Here is a 19,283-nt window from a genome sequence, read left to right on the forward strand (position 1 = left end):
TTCCCCCTATGATTGTGGCGTAACGACCGTCACAGTTAAGCCATGTGCACTTACTCGAACAATTTCGACTAAGTCGCCAACTTGTAACGGCGTTGCCGCGTGGATATGGTAAAAGATGCCGTAAAACGTTATTCCGTCAGTCAAATCCGTTGCCTTGAGCTGGAATCGCTGGCCGATTAAGCGTTGGTCTAAGTATCCTTCTTGCATAACCCTTCCCACCTTTTCGTTGTAATAGCCTAATTATAGGCTGTTTATGGGGGAATTGATAGGCAGGGGATTACCAGAGGACGCAAAAAAACCTTCGTACGGGAATACGAAGGTCAAAAGGAGTAGGTCACCACGCAATGGGGAGTCGCGTGGTGATGCCCAGTGAACGTTTATTCATATAAGCGGGGGGACGTTCACATGCCGCTCACTGGGGTTGTCAAAGCTATCCGCTCTGACAGATTTCATTACTTTGGAGGAGTAAATGAAAAGAATGTTAATTGTTATAGTAGTAATTTCGGAAGTAACTTCCTTAATTGCTATGAGTAAACTATACCAACGAATTATGAAGAAAGTGTGGCGATGTTTTTTCAATTTTAAGAATAATTCATTAAATATCAACAAATCATTAAAATTATGGCTACCGTGAGGACCGCTGCAATTAAAATTGCGTAAGAATTTATTGATAACGTTTCCAAGATGGTGGCATTTTTTAGGAGAGCGTGTAAAATTAGGACTGATAGACGGCTTTACAATTATAAATAATAGGAGAGTGTTTGCATGAACGAACAAGCTTGTACAACCATTTTAGTCGGAAAAAAGGCCAGTGTGGATGGCTCAACGATGATTGCCCGGAATGATGATACCTTTATGCCCATCACGCCACAAAAATTCATTGTGCATCCCGCAGTCCATGGTCGTAAGGAAACGTTAACCTCTGGTAAAAACGGCTTTACGGCACCATTACCTGCAGATGGTTATCGTTATCAAGGGGTCCCTAATATCGAAGTTGCTGAAAAAGGGGTCTTTGAAGAAAACGGCTTTAACGAAAAAAATGTCGGCGTTTCATCAACTGAAAGTGTTTATGGTAACGAACATACTTTGACGTTTGATCCATTTGTTAAAAATGGCTTGGCCGAAGACTCTTTACCAACGATGGTGACGCCTTTTATTGATTCCGCTAAAGCAGGCGTGCAATATTTAGGCAAATTAATTGCTAAATATGGCTCACCAGAAGGTAACGGCGTGTTGTTTAATGATAAAGATGACGTTTGGTATATGGAAATCGTCACTGGTCATCATTGGGTGGCACAACGGATTCCAGACGACGCCTATGCAGTTGCGGCGAACCAAGTTGCCATTCAATGGGTTGATTTTGATGATCCAGATAACTTTATGTGGTCTGACGGCATTCAAGAGTTTGTGACCGCTCATCATTTGAACCCTGATAAAGCTGGTTTTAACTTCCGGCATATCTTTGGAACTGACAACGAAAAAGATCGTCATTACAATACGCCACGGGTCTGGTATGGGCAACACGTCTTCAATCCAGAAATTGAACAAGATCCACAATCAAGCGAATTACCATTTATTTGCCATGCAGCTAAGTTGATTTCAGTGGCGGATGTGGAATATGTCTTAGGGTCACATTATAATGAAACTCAATATGATCCTTTCACTGATTCACCGGACGCTAAGAAGTTCCGACCGATTTCAATGAACCGGACGCAAAATGCGCACGTGATGCAAATCAGAAATGATGTGCCAGCTGAACAAAGTGCTATCATGTGGATGACCTTTGGGACCCCTGCTTTTGCACCATTCTTGCCATTCCATGCGAACATTTCAGAAACTGATCCAAGTTTTGCCAACACACCATTAACTTATGACCGTAAGAGTGCTTATTGGTTATATCGGACGGTCTCAATGATTGTGGAATCGCATTATGCTGACTTCGTTCAAGATGACATTGATTATTTGAAAGAATGCCGGATGGACTTAGGTCGCTTTGTTGCAGCTACGGATGCTGAAGCGGCTAAGTTGACTGGTGCTGACTTAACAGCTTTCTTGACTGCCCAAGACAAAGTGATGGTTGCGGATATGCGGGATAAGGCTGAAGCGTTGATTGGTCGTTTGATTACGAAGGGCTTAACTTTATCGAAGTTAACCTATAATGTTGATATCAATCTTTAAAATTTTGCTTTAGTGCATCAGCGTGTATAATTAAGGTATCAATCGAAAGGGGTGATCTGAAATGGATGAAAATGTCTTATTTAATCCGGGCGATGCAATTTCTGAATCACACGATTATAACGAAGCGTTGCGGAGCGCGGATATCTATAATGCGCAACATGGTCGTAAACGTGGTCTGTTGATTGCAAAACCATTGGAAGAGGATCATGGCTATTCAGTTTTTTATGCAGATGATCTCATTTCGACGGACAAGCAGGCACCCGTTGCCCGTAAGTACCACGTTGAAAAACGGTTGTCTTAAAGTGATGGATGTTAGTTAGATTTGAGTAAGTAAGCGCGGAACAGACTAAATTTTGGTGCTCATTTTGGCACCTTGATAAAAGCAAACAATCGGTTTAAGAATTCACAAAATTCTTGAACCGATTGTTTTTATTTAGGGATTGATATTGGTATGGCTTTAGGACCAATTTTAGGGGGTACTTATCCCGGCTTTTCTACCGTTCAATATAATCCGGGACTACTGGAAAAGCAAGGCTTAACTCACGCCCCCCAGTTAGCTTGTTTCAGCAATAAAAAAAGACGCCTGGAGTTTAAGCGCCAAGCGTCCATTGCTGTTATAAATTACCAGTATTTTTCAAACGTTTTTCTAATAAATAAGCATCCATGTACCCAAATGACAACTCAACGACTTGATCCAATTCAATCAAGGTGCCAATTCGATTAACTTGATTATCCTCATCAATGTTATAAAAAATAAAATGGCCATTGGTTAACGTGCCCGGATAACCGGTCATATCAGGTAAGCCCGGATTACTGGTTGTGAGATGCAAGAGGTTATTAAAATTCCCGGCTTGGCGTAGTAGTGTTTCAAATAAATCAGTAGTGGCGTCAAATAAGCGTTCATCGTTTAAAACGGGTTGCACGTTTAGCTCATATTGTTGGTTCAATTCAATGAAACCTAGCATGGTTTGCAAGTAATCCGATTGCACGGTCACCGACTCGATTAATGACCGGCGACATAAGGTGTAACCACCGAATTGACCCGTCATATCAACGAGATTGATTAAGACGCTGTCGGCGTTCAAGGTATTAATAAAGCCCACGAAGAACATGTCGGAGCCGTCCGCTGATTGAATCGCAATTAATTGATGGTCCGCTTGCGCATGGACCAGGGTGTTATTAACAGCTAAGTCGCCTGTCACTTTTAGCGTATTAACATGGTGATAGTCGGTTTTGACAAAGGCACTTTCAAGTAAAAGCTCATTGCCGCGAAATTCGATAATCTCGACTTGATCATAAGCGATTGTTTGCGCGGGTTGTTTTTGATAATTGAATTTATCGAAAGTTTGAAAGTTAAATTGCTGTTCGGCTAATGTCTGTACTTGACCTTCTAAATAATTATCGCTGTCCGTTTGAACGAGCAAGATGATTTGATTGGTCGTTAAGGCATCTGCCAGAATTTGTGGCAACTCCGCATGGTGCGCATTAAAAGGCGTTGTTAGTTGTGGGAGCGTGCTGAGGCCTTCAACGTCGGCATTTTCAATGCGAAAAGCCATATTGTCTAAGTCTTCACTCATCGTTTCGACTTCATCGATAATCCGATAGCGCATAAAGACGGCCCCATCTTGGAGACCGGCATCGTCATAAGTGTTTAAGATGACGCCGTCGGGTGCCAGACTATCAATATAGCCGGTATAAACGACCTCGCTGTCGGCTTGATATAGATTGATGAGATGGGCCTGTTGCTCGGCCAATTGTAATTCTGTCTTAATTGAACTCATCTGGTCTAACCCCCTTTGATTGTTATCAATCCATCATAGCACGTTTCGATAGGTAACCGGGATTTTTAGTTTGTTTAGCAGTGGTGCTAAAAAAGTTGCGTTGAAATTTCTGATTAGAAATTTCAACGCAACTTTTAGTTATTTTTTGAGTTAACCACGGAAGTAGCCGTAACTGCCTAAAATTGCTAGAACATACCCGGTAGCAATTACTAGTGAAAAGAGCATGCCACTGGTCTGGTTGAGTCCCAACCGCTTAAAAAAGTGTAGACAACCACTAGTTAGCGTTGCCAAAGCGATTCCGATTAAAATGGCACTCAATGTGCAGCCCCATTTACCGAGTAACGCACTGCCAATGCTAATAATTGTTAAAACGACGATAATCAGCACTCGTCGTTGATTAGTTAGTCGTTGTTGCATCTCATCATCCCACCATAAATTAGTTGACGTATTGAACGTTCTGCTTAGTAAAATTTTACCATTAATGGCCTATTTTTGACAAGTTATTACTAATTAGTGGGTGAAAAAGATGAGCTTAGGGCACCGGATTGGTTAGGCTTGCTTACGAGCTGTGGCGACTAAATTATCCGGCAAGACATCATCGAAGGCGTGGAACTTATCAATAATGGTGTTAGCTGAATTTTGGAATTTACGTTGTTCTGGGGCGGTCAAGGCTAACGTCGTGACCGCTTCAATCCCGTCTTTGCCAATAATAGCGGGCTGACCAACGTAAGTCCCGTATTTTTCGCTGTAGGCAGAAACCGGACAAGCTAACCGAGCATTAGCAAAAACGGCTTCGCTTAACTTAACGGCACAAGTTGCAATGGCAAAGCTGGTATACCCTTTACCGGAGTGAACGGCCCAGCCGCCATGCCGAGCTTCTGCTTCTAATGCATCCAAGTCCAAATGATGAGATTTAACGAGGTCAGTAATGGGAATGCCGTTAACCTGGACTGTTGACCAAGCGGTGAATTGGGATTCGCCATGTTCGCCATAAACGTAACCGCTAATGTTTTTAGGATCGCAGTCAAAAGTTTCGGCAACCACTTTTTGCATCCGGGCCGTATCAAGAAAGGTCCCAGTGCCAAAGACTTGTTGGCGCGAAAGTCCGGTGGCTCGCTGGAAGAAGTGGGTGATTGCATCACAAGGATTCATCGTATCGATTGCCACCCCGTTAAAACCGGTGGCCTTAACCTTAGGTGCGATTGACTGGACGATTTGTTTCGTATATTCGAATTCCGCCCAGCGATTACCAGAAGCGTGATCTAAAGCGTGAATATTACCACTAGTAATGAATAAAATATCAGTATCAGTTAATTCGCTGTAGTCGTTAATCTTGATAATTGTGCGACTATCTAATCGCGCTTGCGCGTCTTGCAAATCTAGTTGTTCGGCACGGGCTTTAGCTTGATTAGTGTCGATTAAAATTAATTCGTCAGCAATTCCTTTACAAACTAAAGTATAAGCAATGGTGGCGCCGACATGGCCCACCCCGATAATGGCATATTTACGCATAAACATCATCCTCCTGTTTTTTTGTTAATAAGATTGAAATTAATAATCTAATTTGTTTTTAATATAACGAGGCTTAGCTTACAGCGGGTCTCCATACCTGTCAATTGTCGAAAACGTTTTCTTGATGAGGTCATTATAATATTAAGTTCAGTACTAAGCTGTGCCGATAAGTTACGGTACTTGGCTTAAGATAATTAACCTTAAAAAGAGATGTCATAAGATATAACAATAAATCCTTTTAATCGGTTAATAATCTGAATAAAAAAAGCAAAATAACCCAAATTATTAAAAAATAATGGGCAACCTCAATAATTAATGTTATAATTTCTCACATCAAATGGTATGGATTGGAGTTATGATTATGAATGCTGCAAATTCAACGTTCTTAGTTCTATCTAGTATATTGGTATTGTTCATGACACCAGGATTAGCCTTCTTTTATGGTGGCTTAGTCTCTAAGCGGAACGTTGTTAATACGATGTTATCCGTTTTTATGATTTGCGGACTCGCAATCCTACTATGGTTATTATTAGGGTATTCGCTCTCATTTTCTGGTGATTTTGGTGGGATCGTTGGTAATTTAAAGGCGGTCTGGTTACACGGGGTCAATCTACAAGCGTTAACCCCGACTAAAATCCCCAACGGGTTATATTTAATTTTTCAAATGATGTTTGCTATTATCACACCGGCGTTGTTCGTCGGGGCAGTCGTTGGTCGCATTCGGTTTAAGTTCTTGTTGGCGTTCATTGCTTTTTGGTCCATCTTAATCTATTATCCAATGGTCCACATGGTCTGGGACAATGGGCTACTGGCCAAGCTTGGCGTGATTGATTTTGCTGGTGGGACAGTTGTCCACATTAATGCCGGGATTACCGCGCTTGTATTATCGGCGTTTTTAGGCCCACGGTATAACTACGGTAAGGGTGAAACGCAACACTATAACATTCTGTGGGTCCTATTGGGTACGGCTATTCTTTGGATTGGGTGGTACGGGTTTAATGCAGGCTCAGCATTAGCCATTAATGGCATTGCGATTCAGGCATTTCTAACCACGACGGTGGCAACGGCTACGTCAATGATGACGTGGATGGTGATTGAAATGACCACTAAAGGGAAGCCGACTTTAGTCGGGGTTTGTACGGGGACCTTGTGTGGCCTAGTTGGTATTACCCCGGCCTGTGGTTATGTGACAGTTAGTGGGGCCTTTTGGATTGGCTTAATTGCGACGCTGACAAGCTATACCTTCATTACGTTAGTGAAACCACGTTTAGGGATTGATGATGCGCTAGATGCCTTTGGCTGTCATGGTGTTTCTGGGATAGTGGGGAGTATCTTGACTGGCTTATTCGCCACAAAACAAGTGAATGCCAGTATTGCGTTAAATGGGTTGTTTTATGGGGGTGGCTGGAAACTATTCGGGTTACAGGTGCTGGCGACCGTAGCCACGATTGGTTTCACCACGGTAATGTGTGTGGTGATTATCGTTATTTTGAAACGTTTGATCAAAATGCGGGTCGATGTGGCCGAAGAAAAATTGGGCTTAGATCAAGGTGAACACGGTGAGGTTGCAGATTACACGGTTCCCATCAGTTCGGAGTTAACCGATATTCAAGTACATCAAAATGAATTCCAAGGGCAGTTAGCCCGATTATTAGATCGACATCAACGGTTTCGGTAAACCGGTTGCTGATTTTAAAAACGCCCTTCATGCTGGTTAAATGAAGGGCGTTTTTGAGTGGCGTGAGCCATCGTTATTAGGCGTCAATGATGGCGAATTCAAGCCAGCCATATTTGGATGAGCCAGTTTTGATAAAGGTGCTACTGGCGTTTATTTGCCATAAGAATTTTTCGGTTGCTAGTCCATTGGTGTGGCAAAACGCCTTCAGCTTAGTTAAGCCGTGATGAATACCAGCCGCATTGTTTTCAACTAACACACAAGCGTATTTGCCAGCCGCTTTTTCGATGGTCGGCATTGGGATGGTGGCAGCATCAGTCATAACTTCTCTGATTATCCGAAATGAAGCGGTGTCATAGTCGGCTGGCTGATCAACTGCTAAGGTGGTTAAAAAGCCCGATTTGTTCGTGTCCATAACGGCTAACGAATCCAGCTGATGATAGAATTCAGAGAATAATTGGGCGACCTCTGCTGCAGTACAGCCGACTGATTGGCGCGAACACCAGAATCTTTTTTTGTGTCGCTCGTTTACTACAGGTTGATAGAATGACGTGTTAGCAATGACGGCCTGATTTTCAAGCCTTTTATTAATGACCTTTTTAATTCTAACAAGTTCATTGATTTTATCATCAATTTTACTTTGGGTGTCTAACAGTTGCGAAATGGCAACATCGGTCGATTGATCCTTAATTTTTTTGATTTTTTCTAAGGGGATGCTCAAGTTTCGTAAACCTAAGATGAATAGTAACTCATATAACTGATCATAGTCATAGTAACGGTAACCGGCCTTGGTTTTGTAGTTCGGGGTAAAGAGGGCTTCTTGATCGTAAAAGATTAAGGTCCGCCGGGTTGTATGGGCTAATTTAGCCATTTCACTTATTTTTAACATAGATAAGCTTCCTTCATTGACTGTCACGTTACGTTACAGCATATAATTAAGGATAACATTAATGATAGGAGCACAAAAATGAAAAATCAAATGCAAGCAATTAAAATTAGTCAACCCGTTGATGCCAAGGATTTAGTTCCTGAATGGGTTGCACGACCAGTTATTAAAGCCGGGTATGTCCTGATTAAAGTTAAGGCGTTCGGGGTTAATGAGTCAGAAGTGACTAGTCGTAAAGGTGAATCTTCAGCGGACTTTTCTTATCCAAGAATATTGGGTATTGAAGGCGTCGGCGTTGTTGCAGCGGTTGGCGAAAACGGCTCATTGGCGGTCGGCCAAAAGGTTGCGACGATGATGGGCGGCATGGGGAGAGCTATTGATGGGTCCTATGCAGACTATACCTTAGTCAAAGCAGAAAACGTTATCCCGATAACGACAAGCCTGGACTGGGGCATTGTTGGGGCTTTACCGGAGATGTTGCAGACGGCTTATGGGTCACTCAAGCGTGGCTTAGACTTGCGTGAAAATGACATCCTTTTAATTCGTGGTGGTTCCTCGACAGTCGGGCTGATGGCCGCTGATCTCGCCAAACAGATGGGGGCAACCGTTATTTCAACGACCAGAAATATGGATAAGTTAGCAGCCCTGACCAAATATGGTGCGACTTATCCGGTATTAGATGATCAAAACTTTGATGAAAAGATGCATCAATTGGCACCCAATGGGGTCGATAAAGTCCTAGAGTTAGTTGGGGTTACGACCTTATTTCAAGATATTAAGTATTTGAAAGCGGGTGGCAAATTGTGCTTCACCGGTGCTTTGTCAGGTAAATGGACGGTCACTGACTTTTCACCATTCATGATTCCAACCGGAACCTTTCTAACGAGCTATGCTGGTGAGGCACAAGATTTGCCAGCAACGGTCTTTAATCGTGTTTTGAAGGAAATTGAACAGGGCACGCTGACTGTTCCAATTGCCAAAACTTATCATGGCTTAGCGGCAGTTGGACAAGCGCAAGCCGACTTAGAAGCCGGTCACGATAGCGGTAAACATGTCGTCGTCTTGTAGAAAAACGATTTCATGGGCGATTAGAACACTAATTTAAATAGGAACAACAAAAAGCTAGCCTAATTGACGCATATTCTGCATCGGTTAGGCTAGCTTTTTTGGTTACCGAGTAATTAAAATAATGTCTGCACGGTCCCAGTCACTTCGTCACCTAAGATGGCGTTAGTCACAAGGCGGTCAAAGTAAGATGTTTCAACCACCCCAGCGAGTAATTTGAGTTGGTGATTCAGTTCAGATAACTGTGCATAGTTGGGGAATTGACAGTCGATAATGAGATTACCGTTATCGGTAAGGGTCAAGCCATCACGATTGGTGGCGGTGCGAACCGTCGCTTGACCGCCACGAGCAGCCACTTCTCGCATGACTAAAGCCAACGCTCGCGGTAAAACTTCTAATACTAATGGGATTTTAGGATCAAAGGAATCGACTAACCGTGATTGTAAGGTTAATAGCCAATAATTATCGGCTAAGCTCGCAATAATCTTTTCGTTCGTATGGATGCCACCACCGCTTTTTAAAGCTGAGCCGTGGTGGTCGAGTTGATCACAGCCATCAAAGGCAATGTCAATGCGATCACAGTATTGCGGATCAATCACGGTGTAGCCGAGAACGGTCGCCAATTGGCGGGTGGTCGGTGAGGGAGTCACTACTTGAATGTCGTTGACGAAGTTCGCTGCTTCATTGACGAGTTCACCAACTGTTGAACCGCCACCAAAGCCGACGACCATCCCCGGTTGAATGTGTTTGAGTGCCGCTTGCGCGATTGTTTGTTTAATGGTCATTAGGGTCACTTCCAAAGTTATTTAGATTATGATTATCATACCACGGAAGGGTTACTGATGAGCTAGAACGTCTGGTTAACTAACCTGAACTGCTGGGGCGATGTGACATTTTTGGGTGATTTTGAGCCGTTAAATGGGGATTCTTAGCAAATGGTCCTACACTATAACTGTATTGATGGCTACCTTGATTATGGTGAAAGGGGTAACAGCAATGCAAAGCATTCGAAATAAACTCGAGTTAATGGCATTGACCTTAATCATGAGCTTAAGTATGAGTCCCGTTGCTCAGGCAGCGGCTACGCCATTTGGGGTTAATCGTTGGCAAAAGCCACAGGTCACGTACGTGATGACCGGGTCCACTCATTACCGCGATATTTATGTCACGGCGATTAAGGCTTGGAACGCAACCGGTCAGTTTCGATTCGTACCAGGGTCTGCGGCACATCATCAGGTGACTTTGGGGACTAGTACAGCGACGACCGGACGTTATCACCTGTTAGCCGGATTAACGCTAATGTATGAGCAACCCAATCATTACTTTGCTAAGGCACAAGTCCTGCTATTAACTCGAAATTTAATGACTTACCATTACACCACCACGAGTCAAGTACACGTGGCTGAACATGAACTTGGACATGTGATTGGGTTACAACATAGTCGTGATTCGCGCAGTGTGATGTTAGCCGACAATCGTTACAATCATATTAGTCAGGCCGATATTGCGGCAGTCAAAAAGCGATATCAATTACCGGTTGGCGAAGATTCAACCAAATAGTTTTTTTAATTGCATGACCAGTATAGCTATCAATTCAAAAAAAGTGACACTGGACCCCACTAGTTTTGATGTTACCGGTGTTCACTTTTTATGCGCCGATTAAAGTTTTAAGTGGGCGTTTTTTCCGCTAATAAGTTTAAAATATTAAACCTTGATATTGATTGACACTCGTTTAAAATAATTCTAAACTAAAGCTAATGTGTTGGTAAGCGCTGACACTAGGACGTGATTCAATGGTAATTATTGTTTAGAATTTTAAGGGGATGTCGAGATGGCAAAAAAAGTCTATACTGATTATTTTTTTGATGAACCAGCTTATAATACGCACGATGGTGGCTATATTCCGTTAGTCACACCGCAATTAGCGCCACAACCGTTGGCGATTCCACCGCTGTTGCAACCAGATAAACAGACAGCGACGGATGATTACTACACGGTTAAAGCTGAAACTAGTGAAACTCAATTTTTACCAGGTAAAAAAACGAAAACTTGGGGCTATAATGCGGGCTTCTTGGGGCAAACAATCGTTTTCCATAATGGGAAACAAACGCATATTGATTTGAAAAATGCATTACCAGAATTAACGACCTTTCATTGGCATGGGTTAAATGTGCCCGGACCAATTACGGATGGTGGCTGTCATGCCCCCGTATATCCTGGTAAAACGAATCATATTGATTTTAAAGTCATGCAACCAGCCGCAACCACGTGGCTCCATGCGCATCCTTGTCCATCAACGGCGACCCAAGTCTGGAAAGGCTTAGCGGCAATGGTGATTATCCAAGATGATGTGGAAGCGCAATTACCGTTACCCCGAAATTATGGCGTGGACGATATTCCGTTGGTTCTACAAGACCGTGAATTTCATGCGGATAACCAGTTCGATTATCGGGCTGATTATGATCCCGATGGTGTGCAAGGGCATACCGCATTAATCAACGGGACCATCAATCCTTATTTTGAGGTGACCACCCAACGGATTCGCTTGCGGATTTTGAATGGTTCTAATCGACGTGAATGGCGGTTACACTTTGACGATGGGTTAACATTTGCCCAAGTGGGCTCCGATGGCGGGATTATGCCAGCACCAGTCTATCTGTCAAAACTCATGATTACTTGTGCTGAACGGGATGAAATCGTGATTGATTTCGGCCAATATCAACCTGGTGATGAAGTGACATTGATGTCTGACGAGACGCCATTATGTCATTTCCGAATCAAGTCCTTTGCGCCGGATAACACAACGTTGCCAGACCATTTGGTGGACATTCCGGATGAAGCCCCGACCCCTGGGGTACCCGTTCGTAAGATTACGATGGATGGTATGGATGAAGAAGTTGCGATGGATGGCAAAAAGTTTGATATGGAACGGATTGATGCGCGCCAGAAAGTCAATGATGTGGTCATCTGGGAAATTACGAATACGAATAGTACCAAAAACGGGATGGTCCATCCATTCCACGTGCACGGGACGCAATTCACGGTCTTGGCCCGTAACGATGGTCCAGTCTATCCGAATGAACACGGCCTGAAAGATACTGTGGGCGTGAATCCAGGTGAGACGGTTCGGATTAAAGTCAAGTTTGATTTGACCGGTGTCTATATGTATCACTGTCACATTATTGAACATGAAGATGGTGGCATGATGGCACAGATTGAATCCTATGATCCGGATCATCCACAGACGTATCATCTGATGGATATGACCACCCTACGCAATGCTTTTGCTGAAGAGCAAGGCGTTAAACCAGAAGATGTTTGGATGCCAGGAATGTAAGCAATAAGCATAGGTCAAAGGAACTTTTGCGACCTATTTTGGGTTCTTTGATAACACTACTGTGATGAAAAAAGTGAATCGCTAAGCTTGGACCGATAGATCAAGCTTAGCGATTCACTTTATTTTTTTGAGGATTCAATAATTGGTTTACTTACCGCCATCAATTTCTTGTAGCACAAACTAAAGCCTAAAAAGAAACTGGCAGCTAATAAAGCAGTTAATGGTAACGCCCTAAACATATTGGTTGGTAAAACAAGTCCTAATAATGGAAAAGCATAAGCGGCAGGTAATTTTAAGTGCAGTAACTGGAGTAGCCCAAAGACTAGTGGCAGGCTAATCAAAGTCGTGACTAACCAGGCTGAGAAAAGTAAATGAACTAAAACACCAATCGTTGCGGCACCGGCTAAGGCGATGATTTGTTTGCTAGCCATTTTACCACTGTAAGTGGGTTGTTGCAGGACCTCGAAAAAGACAACTAATACGGGTGGCATTGCCGCTAGTTGTGGTTGGCCGACTAACCAAACTGCACTCGTCCAAACGATAACCGCACCCATGAAAATAAAGATAGTCTGATAGCTAGAACCTGAACCTTTACCCAGGCCTTGATGCAAGCCGCGGATTAGGACGCCCACCATCAAGATGAGTGTGAATAAGAAAATGGCGACGATAAAAGACCAATGGGTCGCATTAACAATAATCGGGAGTAGCCCCGTAGCAAAAGCTGGGGCTAGGGTTGAGCGTAACACGCTTAACAATAACAGCATCAGTGCAAGTGCTACCAAGACCTTTTCAGGGTAAGTTAAGGCTAATTGATTGATGAAAAAACCAATGACGGCTGTCCCGGACGGTACTAAGAAGATCTTATAAGGTTGACGTAGCCAAGTCGGGTTATGGTAAATCCACATACCGGTAGTTAACGCTGCGATTTCTGGTAAAATCACCTCGTAATCGTTGAGCCAAGTCGCAGCTGCAACCATTAGTAGGACTAGTGTGAACCCCACCAGATAATCGCGTAAGTCGCGGTTAATTAAATGCATCTTATCTCGATAACCTCCTCGTTGATGATATATAAAAGTATTGAATTTAGTCAATTGTTTTCGATTATAACACAACTAATCAGGGCTTTCAGGTCGACTGATGGGCATTTAAATGATGAAGTAAAGTAATAATTAATTCCAAAACTATATTTAAATCAATTCTCAAACTAGTTGATGTGGTGATAGCTTTAGCTTTAGTCGTTAGTTTGTTAAACTTAGAGTATTAAATGGGTTATAAAAGGTGGGGTTAAGAATGGCAATTGCAGCAATGGTGATGGCGGTATTAGTTGCGTTAGAACATTTCTTCATTTTGTGGTTAGAGATGTTTAATGCCGATAGTGAGATGACGGCACAAGCATTTGGGATACCGCGAGCACAGTTAGCACAGCCAACCGTGCAACTTCTATTTAAGAACCAAGGGTTGTACAATGGCTTTTTAGCGGTCGGCATACTCTTTAGTTTGTTTGTCGTACCAGCGGTGGCTAGTACTGGCGTAACGTTATTTTTCCTGGCGTGTGTCGTCGTAGCGGCTATTTACGGAAGCGTTAAAGTTAGCAAAAGTATTATGATTATTCAAGGGTTACCCGCATTAATTGCCTTCGGTTTAGTTTGCTTAGCTTAAGTAAGTCTGAGCAGCCGATTATGGGTGTAGCGGTCAGTATTTTAGACGACTGATACCAAATAAGCACTGCAAGAATTCAAAAAATTCTTGCAGTGCTTATTTTTTCTGAGTTGGTTAGCCGTTATTTTTTACCAATTACCGTGGTTTCAGCGGTGGCTAAAATATGACCAGCACTCGCTTTATAGAAGCCATTTAACCAATAACCCGGTGCTAGCGGGAGGGTTGTGTCCAAAGCATAGAGGGTGAAAGTATACTCGTGGTCTTGGTTAGGCGGATAGGGACCCACGTAATGTTGTGTGATCTTTAAATCAGTCTCACCCGTAACTCCTCCGGCAGTCGAGTTGTTGCCTTGAACCATTGGCACCACCCCAGTTTGGCTGGCGTTGGCGGGAATCGTTGTTGTTTCGGCAGGTAAGTTGGCGGCAATCCAATGAATCCACGTAAAGCCGCTAACTGGAATCGCATCGTGATCGTAAAAAGCAAAGGCGAGCGTCTGGGTACCAGCGGGCACAGCCGTGATATGAATTGGAAACGAAATAATAGGATGGCCCTTATATTGTTGTTCTGGGGCAGCTTGCTTACTGTATTCTGCGGCGAGGACGCCGTTTTCGGTTGGAATTGAAACTTTCATCAAAAAACCTCCTTAAAGTTGTGGTGCCGATAATTCTGATAGTCGTTGCCGTAATGCCGGGTCGACCGCGGTGATATAGAGCCCATAGCGCCCGCGTTTCATTAAAACGTTAATCGAATTAAAAACGATTTGTACTTTTAATTTCGCCAGTTCACCTAAATCTGATCGATTTTTAAAGGCCTCTTGATCTTCGTAGTGGTCCAAATGAATGATGACGCGATCCGTTGCGGCATCGTAGCCCACCGATGGGCCTAAAATAACACCGGCGTAGTTGAGGTCGAAGCCTTGAATCGTATAAATTGAGCCAACTTCATTTAAGGTTTCGGGTCGCAAGGCCCATGGATCGTCAGTCAGATTAACTTTATCCCACGGGAGCTTGAGATGACCGGCAGTGACGTACCAAGTGCCATGATTGACCACATAGGGAAAGTCGGCAGTCGCAATGAGGCGCGCCAAGTGTACTTGCTGATCACGTTGGCGAATTAGGTCATACATGGGTTGACCGTCAGCAAAAATCCGGAAATCAAAGTTCGCATCAACGGGTTGTGGCAATAAGTGGCCTTGGGTGAATTGGTCGATCCAATTCACCACCTGTGCATTCCCAGTAACTCGGAATTGCTCATCTAAATTGAACGTTTCGTGTGGATATTGGGCTAAGAAAGGTTGTAAATCCGCCGCTTGCCAGTAACTTTTTAATTTTAAGACTTGATGGCTGTCGAAGACTAAGACGACTACCCGGCTATGCTTGATGAGTTCCGCTAACTGATTTTGACCGTTAAAGCGATTATAACGGTCGGGTTGGGTGAGTAAAAGGTGCGCTTCATCAATAAAGACCACATCAGCCTGGTGGTCAGTTTTGCTTAACCGATTAATTAGTGGCGTCGGTTTTTGGAAATCCTTTTTACGTAAATCTGGCGCTGAACCAGCTAATCGTTTATAGATTTTCAGCATTTCGTTGTGATTGACAACTAAATAATTATCAGTGCCCTGTAAGGCGTTTGGCGTTTCACTGCGACTTAAGGCTTGTAAACGACTAAAAGCAGCGGCTAGCACAGCACTTTTGCCAGTACCGGCATCGCCGTGAATGACGAATAAGCCAGTCGTCGGTTGCGCCAAATGCGTGGTGATAAAAGTCAGTAACGCATGTTCTAATTGTTGTTGTGCGGGTGACAAAGCGGCTGTCGCGGTCAGCTTAAAGGTCGCCGCACTAAGTTCAGTTGTCATAAAAAGCCCCCTGTCGCTTATTGTAACGTAACGTCAGTATTAATTGAAATGATAATAATTACAGTCGGTGGTAAAATAAGATTAAACGAGTTGGTTCTGGGAGGGATATTTATGAGGCTTGATTTTTCGGTGGCAGTTCACAGTTTATTGTACTTAGATGATCATCGGGCAGATAAGGTATCTAGCCGCGAATTAGCGCAATCTTTACATTTGAATCCAGTAATGATTCGTAATATTTTGTCTGTGTTACATAAGGCAGGCTATCTGCTTGGGACAGTCGGTAAATATGGCGGTTACCAACTAGAGAAACCCTTAGTTGCGATGAATTTAGGCGATTTATATGACTTAACGATTCCACCCACTTTGAGTTATGCGCGCTTTATTACCGGCCATTCCCGAACCGATGATGAGGTTGAGACTTCGCCGATTGCGGCCAATTTAAGCGAATCATTGACTGACTTGTTTACGGTGGCGGACCAACAGTATCGGGCCTATTATCATCAATTTACGATGGCTGACTTAAAACGCGATACCCACCATCATGGGTATTTTTTGGCGCAAAAGCCACCTTTAGATTCTTAATGTGAGGCGTAAAATCCCTCAAAAACTTAGGCTAGTAGTTGCTACCAGCTTACTTTGAAACGGAATAGCGTTAGCGGATTGTCGCGGGTGCTTGAACGTGCTATCTTTAATGACATTAAAGGTAACCAGCATTTAAGAGGAGGCCCTGGCAATGGCACCACGTTTAGTCTTAGTTCATGAAACTGACCGTTATCGGGAATTATCAGAAAGTCGTTATTGGGTAGAATCTGCTGATTTTTGGGGTGTGGATGGTCGTGGTAATACGGTTAATGAAGCCATCGGCAATCTTTTAACTCACTTAGTGCAATATTGTCGTGACTATTACCAACGGAACTTATGGCAACTGGACAATCGGTTGTTACAGCTAGATCATGTCGATGCCGTATTGGCTTACGTCAAGGCCGGCAAATCACCGGCGCCGTTATTTCGTTTCAAAGTGTTGCCATGTACAACCACTGCCTTGACCAGATAATTGATAAATTCTTAAAGAAGCATTCATATTTCCACCACAATCCTGCGGTACACTGAACCATATTATGGGAACTGCAAACTATTGGAGGGTTGTTTGATGGATTTAGATAAAGTTTATCAACTGATGGATAAGTTTGAGCAAAGTAGTTTAACTGATTTTGAATATCGTGATCAAGAATTTGAGATTCAACTGGGTAAAAAGGGTCATCGTAAAGCAACCGTGGCCGGCCAGCCGGTTCCGTTACCTAACGCGCCCGTTACTGAGGTAGCCCCCGTGACACCAGCGCCAGTCGTGAACACGCCGGTGACCCCAGCAGCGACACCCACTCCGGTGGGGACGCGGTTAGCGCCAGAACAGACTACCGATGAAATTGACCCCAAAGAATGTGTGACGGCGCCAGTCGTGGGTATATATTATCAAGCACATTCGGCGGATGAAGCGCCTTATGTTAAGATTGGCGATCATGTTAGTGTGGGTCAACAAGTGGGCTTGATTCAGGCGATGCAGATGATGCGGCCAGTCGTAGCCCAACAAGCTGGGCAAGTAAAGGCCTTATTAGCTAAAAATGGTGATGAAGTTAACTTTGGGCAACCATTATTACAATTGGCGTTAGATACGCCTAGTGAGGTTTAACTCGTTCTTAAAATTAATAAAAACGGCAGCGACGACTTATCCTAGTTGGATGAGTTATCGTTGTCGTTTTTTGCGTTAGTGCTAAATGACTGATTAGTTATCTTGACGTGTGGCGGCCAAGTCAATTTCACGAATATTAACATTTTGAGGCATGTCATAGATGAATTTGACCGTTGTGGCAACGTCTTTCGCAGCCAAAGTCGTGCCGCCCATGGTGGCTTTCCAAGCTTCATAATCGGTTAAGGCTTGTTGGTCCGTCACGTGAGTCAATAGTTCAGTTTCACCGGCACCCGGTGCGACTAGTGAGATACGCACATTATCATTGGCGACTTCTTGGCGAATCGTTTCGGATAAGCCGTGGACACCAAATTTACTAGCGACGTAAGCCGCATGGTTAATGAAAGATTTAAACCCAGCAATTGACGACATGTTGATGATGGTTCCGTGTTGGCGAGCAACCATCGCTGGGAGCACGATTTGAGTGCCATTCAAAACGCCCATGACATTGGTGTCGAGCATTGTTTGCCATTCTTTCGGGTCTTGTCGCTGCACATTACCGAGTAACATCACGCCGGCATTGTTGATTAACAAATCAGTGGCACCGTATTGTGCTTCGGCGGTCCGAATGGCTTGCTCTAAAGCGGCATAATCGGTCACATCAACGGCTGCCGTGAGGACATTATCAAAGTTTAAAGGTAATGCTTTGATTTTTTCAAGTCGCCGACCTAATAAAAGTAAGGGGTAGCCTGCAGCATTAAATAGTTTTGCGTCTTCAGCGCCAAAGCCGGAGCTAGCACCGGTAATAACGACCAATGGTTTTTGTGTTTTCATAAGTAGCCTCCAAATTAATAACTTGATTGATTGTAGTATATAATCTAGAGTTAACTCTAAGTCAAGTAAAATTAAAAGAAGGAAGTTTTAGAGATGACCTATTCAATCGGCGAAGTTGCCAAAAAGTTAGCGATTAGCCCATACACGTTACGCTACTATGATAAAGCCGGGCTATTACCCTTTGTTGATCGGAATGCAGCCGGTCGCCGGCGATTTAAAGATAATGATTTTAATTATTTGGAAGTAATCATGTGTTTAAAGGAAGCCGAGGTACCAGTAAAACAAATTGCAGCGTTCATTGCACTTTGTATGGCTGGTGATACAACGTTGCAAAGTCGGTATGACTATTTAGACCAGCACGAGACCGAGTTGGAAGAAAAAATGGCCCGGATGCAACAGACGTTAGACTTTTTACGTTGGAAAAAGTGGTATTACAAGACTGCTTTGCAAGCGGGAACGGAAACAAGCCATTATTTACCGCACACCAATCACGTGGATCCAGCGGTCCGGCAGGAATTTGATCGGTTAGTAGCTAACGGTGCGGACCCTAAGCAGTTAGGCCAATTGCATGCGGCTGATCAACGAGTCGCGGATTAAATGTGAAGCCTGGGCCAAAAGTCAGTTGGTGTCGCTTAACCTTCCAATCAGAGGTTAACGCGCATTAACTGACTTTTGGGCCCCTTTTTTGTTTGCAAAAATGGTGATTTGATGAGAAATCGGTCACGGTCATGGGGGCAAGTTACTTCATATTAAGCGGGTGCTTTTGGAGTGACTCAAGTTTGGAGACTTATCGAACGCGAGGGTTTAGCCACGTCCT

The 19,283-nt window shown here is 43.6% G+C and carries 21 protein-coding genes; 11 read left to right on the forward strand and 10 right to left on the reverse strand.

What is annotated here, in order from left to right; genetic code table 11:
- Nucleotides 1-6 precede the first annotated feature (6 nt).
- Nucleotides 7-207 (reverse strand): hypothetical protein, encoded by a 201-nt coding sequence (locus tag C5Z26_RS09425; RefSeq protein ID WP_105449709.1) that lies wholly within the window; start codon nucleotides 205-207, stop codon nucleotides 7-9.
- A 558-nt stretch (nucleotides 208-765) separates the two neighbouring features.
- Here C5Z26_RS09425 and C5Z26_RS09430 point away from each other — a divergent pair.
- Nucleotides 766-2,178: a C69 family dipeptidase gene (locus C5Z26_RS09430; RefSeq protein WP_105449710.1), complete on the forward strand. Its 1,413-nt coding sequence runs from the start codon at nucleotides 766-768 to the stop codon at nucleotides 2,176-2,178.
- 61 nt (nucleotides 2,179-2,239) lie between these two features.
- The gene (locus tag C5Z26_RS09435) at nucleotides 2,240-2,479 is read left to right on the forward strand and encodes a hypothetical protein (protein ID WP_105449711.1); all 240 of its coding nucleotides are present in this window, start codon (nucleotides 2,240-2,242) and stop codon (nucleotides 2,477-2,479) included.
- A gap of 313 nt (nucleotides 2,480-2,792) precedes the next feature.
- On the opposite strand, the gene C5Z26_RS09440 is transcribed toward C5Z26_RS09435, so the two are convergent.
- From C5Z26_RS09440 to C5Z26_RS09450, 3 genes are all read right to left on the reverse strand, one after another.
- A complete protein-coding gene (locus C5Z26_RS09440) occupies nucleotides 2,793-3,959 on the reverse strand; it encodes a hypothetical protein (RefSeq protein WP_105449712.1) in 1,167 nt (388 codons plus the stop codon).
- Nucleotides 3,960-4,109: 150 nt separating this feature from the next.
- Complete coding sequence (locus C5Z26_RS09445; protein WP_105449713.1) at nucleotides 4,110-4,376, reverse strand: hypothetical protein; 267 nt, start codon at nucleotides 4,374-4,376, stop codon at nucleotides 4,110-4,112.
- 132 nt (nucleotides 4,377-4,508) lie between these two features.
- Nucleotides 4,509-5,471: an L-lactate dehydrogenase gene (locus C5Z26_RS09450; protein ID WP_105449714.1), complete on the reverse strand. Its 963-nt coding sequence runs from the start codon at nucleotides 5,469-5,471 to the stop codon at nucleotides 4,509-4,511.
- 361 nt (nucleotides 5,472-5,832) lie between these two features.
- Here C5Z26_RS09450 and C5Z26_RS09455 point away from each other — a divergent pair, with 361 nt between their 5' ends.
- On the forward strand, nucleotides 5,833-7,149 hold the full coding sequence (locus C5Z26_RS09455; protein WP_105449715.1) for an ammonium transporter: 1,317 nt from the start codon (nucleotides 5,833-5,835) through the stop codon (nucleotides 7,147-7,149).
- Between the two features lie 76 nt (nucleotides 7,150-7,225).
- Here C5Z26_RS09455 and C5Z26_RS09460 read toward each other — a convergent pair whose 3' ends face one another.
- Nucleotides 7,226-8,035, reverse strand: a complete 810-nt coding sequence (locus tag C5Z26_RS09460; RefSeq protein WP_105449716.1) for a MerR family transcriptional regulator — start codon at nucleotides 8,033-8,035, stop codon at nucleotides 7,226-7,228.
- A gap of 78 nt (nucleotides 8,036-8,113) precedes the next feature.
- Between C5Z26_RS09460 and C5Z26_RS09465 the strand changes: the two genes are divergently transcribed.
- Nucleotides 8,114-9,100 (forward strand): zinc-binding dehydrogenase, encoded by a 987-nt coding sequence (locus C5Z26_RS09465; protein WP_234005668.1) that lies wholly within the window; start codon nucleotides 8,114-8,116, stop codon nucleotides 9,098-9,100.
- A gap of 113 nt (nucleotides 9,101-9,213) precedes the next feature.
- On the opposite strand, the gene rpiA is transcribed toward C5Z26_RS09465, so the two are convergent.
- On the reverse strand, nucleotides 9,214-9,882 hold the full coding sequence (gene rpiA, locus C5Z26_RS09470; protein ID WP_105449717.1) for a ribose 5-phosphate isomerase A: 669 nt from the start codon (nucleotides 9,880-9,882) through the stop codon (nucleotides 9,214-9,216).
- A gap of 211 nt (nucleotides 9,883-10,093) precedes the next feature.
- Between rpiA and C5Z26_RS09475 the strand changes: the two genes are divergently transcribed.
- Nucleotides 10,094-10,657, forward strand: a complete 564-nt coding sequence (locus tag C5Z26_RS09475) for a matrixin family metalloprotease (protein WP_234005669.1) — start codon at nucleotides 10,094-10,096, stop codon at nucleotides 10,655-10,657.
- A 271-nt stretch (nucleotides 10,658-10,928) separates the two neighbouring features.
- The gene (locus C5Z26_RS09480; RefSeq protein WP_105449719.1) at nucleotides 10,929-12,434 is read left to right on the forward strand and encodes a multicopper oxidase family protein; all 1,506 of its coding nucleotides are present in this window, start codon (nucleotides 10,929-10,931) and stop codon (nucleotides 12,432-12,434) included.
- Nucleotides 12,435-12,553: 119 nt separating this feature from the next.
- On the opposite strand, the gene C5Z26_RS09485 is transcribed toward C5Z26_RS09480, so the two are convergent.
- Nucleotides 12,554-13,471: a hypothetical protein gene (locus C5Z26_RS09485; protein WP_105449720.1), complete on the reverse strand. Its 918-nt coding sequence runs from the start codon at nucleotides 13,469-13,471 to the stop codon at nucleotides 12,554-12,556.
- A gap of 253 nt (nucleotides 13,472-13,724) precedes the next feature.
- Between C5Z26_RS09485 and C5Z26_RS09490 the strand changes: the two genes are divergently transcribed.
- On the forward strand, nucleotides 13,725-14,093 hold the full coding sequence (locus C5Z26_RS09490; RefSeq protein WP_105449721.1) for a DUF1304 domain-containing protein: 369 nt from the start codon (nucleotides 13,725-13,727) through the stop codon (nucleotides 14,091-14,093).
- 121 nt (nucleotides 14,094-14,214) lie between these two features.
- On the opposite strand, the gene C5Z26_RS09495 is transcribed toward C5Z26_RS09490, so the two are convergent.
- Together C5Z26_RS09495 and C5Z26_RS09500 are read right to left on the reverse strand one after the other, a co-directional pair.
- Nucleotides 14,215-14,724 carry a YbhB/YbcL family Raf kinase inhibitor-like protein gene (locus C5Z26_RS09495; RefSeq protein ID WP_105449722.1) on the reverse strand — a complete coding sequence of 170 codons (510 nt, stop codon included), beginning with the start codon at nucleotides 14,722-14,724 and terminating at the stop codon, nucleotides 14,215-14,217.
- Nucleotides 14,725-14,736: 12 nt separating this feature from the next.
- On the reverse strand, nucleotides 14,737-15,948 hold the full coding sequence (locus tag C5Z26_RS09500) for a DUF2075 domain-containing protein (protein ID WP_105449723.1): 1,212 nt from the start codon (nucleotides 15,946-15,948) through the stop codon (nucleotides 14,737-14,739).
- A 111-nt stretch (nucleotides 15,949-16,059) separates the two neighbouring features.
- Here C5Z26_RS09500 and C5Z26_RS09505 point away from each other — a divergent pair, with 111 nt between their 5' ends.
- The 3 genes from C5Z26_RS09505 (at nucleotide 16,060) to C5Z26_RS09515 (ending at nucleotide 17,635) form a co-directional block, all read left to right on the forward strand.
- Nucleotides 16,060-16,530, forward strand: coding sequence for an RrF2 family transcriptional regulator (locus C5Z26_RS09505; RefSeq protein ID WP_105449724.1), 471 nt, complete (start codon nucleotides 16,060-16,062; stop codon nucleotides 16,528-16,530).
- A 151-nt stretch (nucleotides 16,531-16,681) separates the two neighbouring features.
- On the forward strand, nucleotides 16,682-17,002 hold the full coding sequence (locus C5Z26_RS09510) for a hypothetical protein (RefSeq protein WP_234005671.1): 321 nt from the start codon (nucleotides 16,682-16,684) through the stop codon (nucleotides 17,000-17,002).
- A 96-nt stretch (nucleotides 17,003-17,098) separates the two neighbouring features.
- Nucleotides 17,099-17,635: an acetyl-CoA carboxylase biotin carboxyl carrier protein gene (locus tag C5Z26_RS09515; RefSeq protein WP_105449725.1), complete on the forward strand. Its 537-nt coding sequence runs from the start codon at nucleotides 17,099-17,101 to the stop codon at nucleotides 17,633-17,635.
- A gap of 93 nt (nucleotides 17,636-17,728) precedes the next feature.
- Here the strand turns inward: C5Z26_RS09515 and C5Z26_RS09520 are convergent, their stop codons facing one another.
- Nucleotides 17,729-18,466 (reverse strand): SDR family oxidoreductase, encoded by a 738-nt coding sequence (locus C5Z26_RS09520; protein WP_105449726.1) that lies wholly within the window; start codon nucleotides 18,464-18,466, stop codon nucleotides 17,729-17,731.
- A 93-nt stretch (nucleotides 18,467-18,559) separates the two neighbouring features.
- Here C5Z26_RS09520 and C5Z26_RS09525 point away from each other — a divergent pair, with 93 nt between their 5' ends.
- Nucleotides 18,560-19,063 (forward strand): MerR family transcriptional regulator, encoded by a 504-nt coding sequence (locus C5Z26_RS09525; RefSeq protein WP_105449727.1) that lies wholly within the window; start codon nucleotides 18,560-18,562, stop codon nucleotides 19,061-19,063.
- Nucleotides 19,064-19,283: the final 220 nt, after the last annotated feature.

Origin of the sequence: Lactobacillus sp. CBA3606, from assembly GCF_002970935.1 — a bacterium.
Classification (GTDB): Bacteria; Bacillota; Bacilli; order Lactobacillales; family Lactobacillaceae; genus Lactiplantibacillus.

Excerpts from the sequence above, each read along its gene's own strand:
- C5Z26_RS09425 (WP_105449709.1), bottom strand. The coding sequence starts at position 207 with ATGCAAGAAGGATACTTAGACCAACGCTTAATCGGCCAGCGATTCCAG.
- C5Z26_RS09430 (WP_105449710.1), top strand. The coding sequence starts at position 766 with ATGAACGAACAAGCTTGTACAACCATTTTAGTCGGAAAAAAGGCCAGT.
- C5Z26_RS09435 (WP_105449711.1), top strand. The coding sequence starts at position 2,240 with ATGGATGAAAATGTCTTATTTAATCCGGGCGATGCAATTTCTGAATCA.
- C5Z26_RS09440 (WP_105449712.1), bottom strand. The coding sequence starts at position 3,959 with ATGAGTTCAATTAAGACAGAATTACAATTGGCCGAGCAACAGGCCCAT.
- C5Z26_RS09445 (WP_105449713.1), bottom strand. The coding sequence starts at position 4,376 with ATGCAACAACGACTAACTAATCAACGACGAGTGCTGATTATCGTCGTT.
- C5Z26_RS09450 (WP_105449714.1), bottom strand. The coding sequence starts at position 5,471 with ATGCGTAAATATGCCATTATCGGGGTGGGCCATGTCGGCGCCACCATT.
- C5Z26_RS09455 (WP_105449715.1), top strand. The coding sequence starts at position 5,833 with ATGAATGCTGCAAATTCAACGTTCTTAGTTCTATCTAGTATATTGGTA.
- C5Z26_RS09460 (WP_105449716.1), bottom strand. The coding sequence starts at position 8,035 with ATGTTAAAAATAAGTGAAATGGCTAAATTAGCCCATACAACCCGGCGG.
- C5Z26_RS09465 (WP_234005668.1), top strand. The coding sequence starts at position 8,114 with ATGAAAAATCAAATGCAAGCAATTAAAATTAGTCAACCCGTTGATGCC.
- rpiA (WP_105449717.1), bottom strand. The coding sequence starts at position 9,882 with ATGACCATTAAACAAACAATCGCGCAAGCGGCACTCAAACACATTCAA.
- C5Z26_RS09475 (WP_234005669.1), top strand. The coding sequence starts at position 10,094 with ATGCAAAGCATTCGAAATAAACTCGAGTTAATGGCATTGACCTTAATC.
- C5Z26_RS09480 (WP_105449719.1), top strand. The coding sequence starts at position 10,929 with ATGGCAAAAAAAGTCTATACTGATTATTTTTTTGATGAACCAGCTTAT.
- C5Z26_RS09485 (WP_105449720.1), bottom strand. The coding sequence starts at position 13,471 with ATGCATTTAATTAACCGCGACTTACGCGATTATCTGGTGGGGTTCACA.
- C5Z26_RS09490 (WP_105449721.1), top strand. The coding sequence starts at position 13,725 with ATGGCAATTGCAGCAATGGTGATGGCGGTATTAGTTGCGTTAGAACAT.
- C5Z26_RS09495 (WP_105449722.1), bottom strand. The coding sequence starts at position 14,724 with ATGAAAGTTTCAATTCCAACCGAAAACGGCGTCCTCGCCGCAGAATAC.
- C5Z26_RS09500 (WP_105449723.1), bottom strand. The coding sequence starts at position 15,948 with ATGACAACTGAACTTAGTGCGGCGACCTTTAAGCTGACCGCGACAGCC.
- C5Z26_RS09505 (WP_105449724.1), top strand. The coding sequence starts at position 16,060 with ATGAGGCTTGATTTTTCGGTGGCAGTTCACAGTTTATTGTACTTAGAT.
- C5Z26_RS09510 (WP_234005671.1), top strand. The coding sequence starts at position 16,682 with ATGGCACCACGTTTAGTCTTAGTTCATGAAACTGACCGTTATCGGGAA.
- C5Z26_RS09515 (WP_105449725.1), top strand. The coding sequence starts at position 17,099 with ATGGATTTAGATAAAGTTTATCAACTGATGGATAAGTTTGAGCAAAGT.
- C5Z26_RS09520 (WP_105449726.1), bottom strand. The coding sequence starts at position 18,466 with ATGAAAACACAAAAACCATTGGTCGTTATTACCGGTGCTAGCTCCGGC.
- C5Z26_RS09525 (WP_105449727.1), top strand. The coding sequence starts at position 18,560 with ATGACCTATTCAATCGGCGAAGTTGCCAAAAAGTTAGCGATTAGCCCA.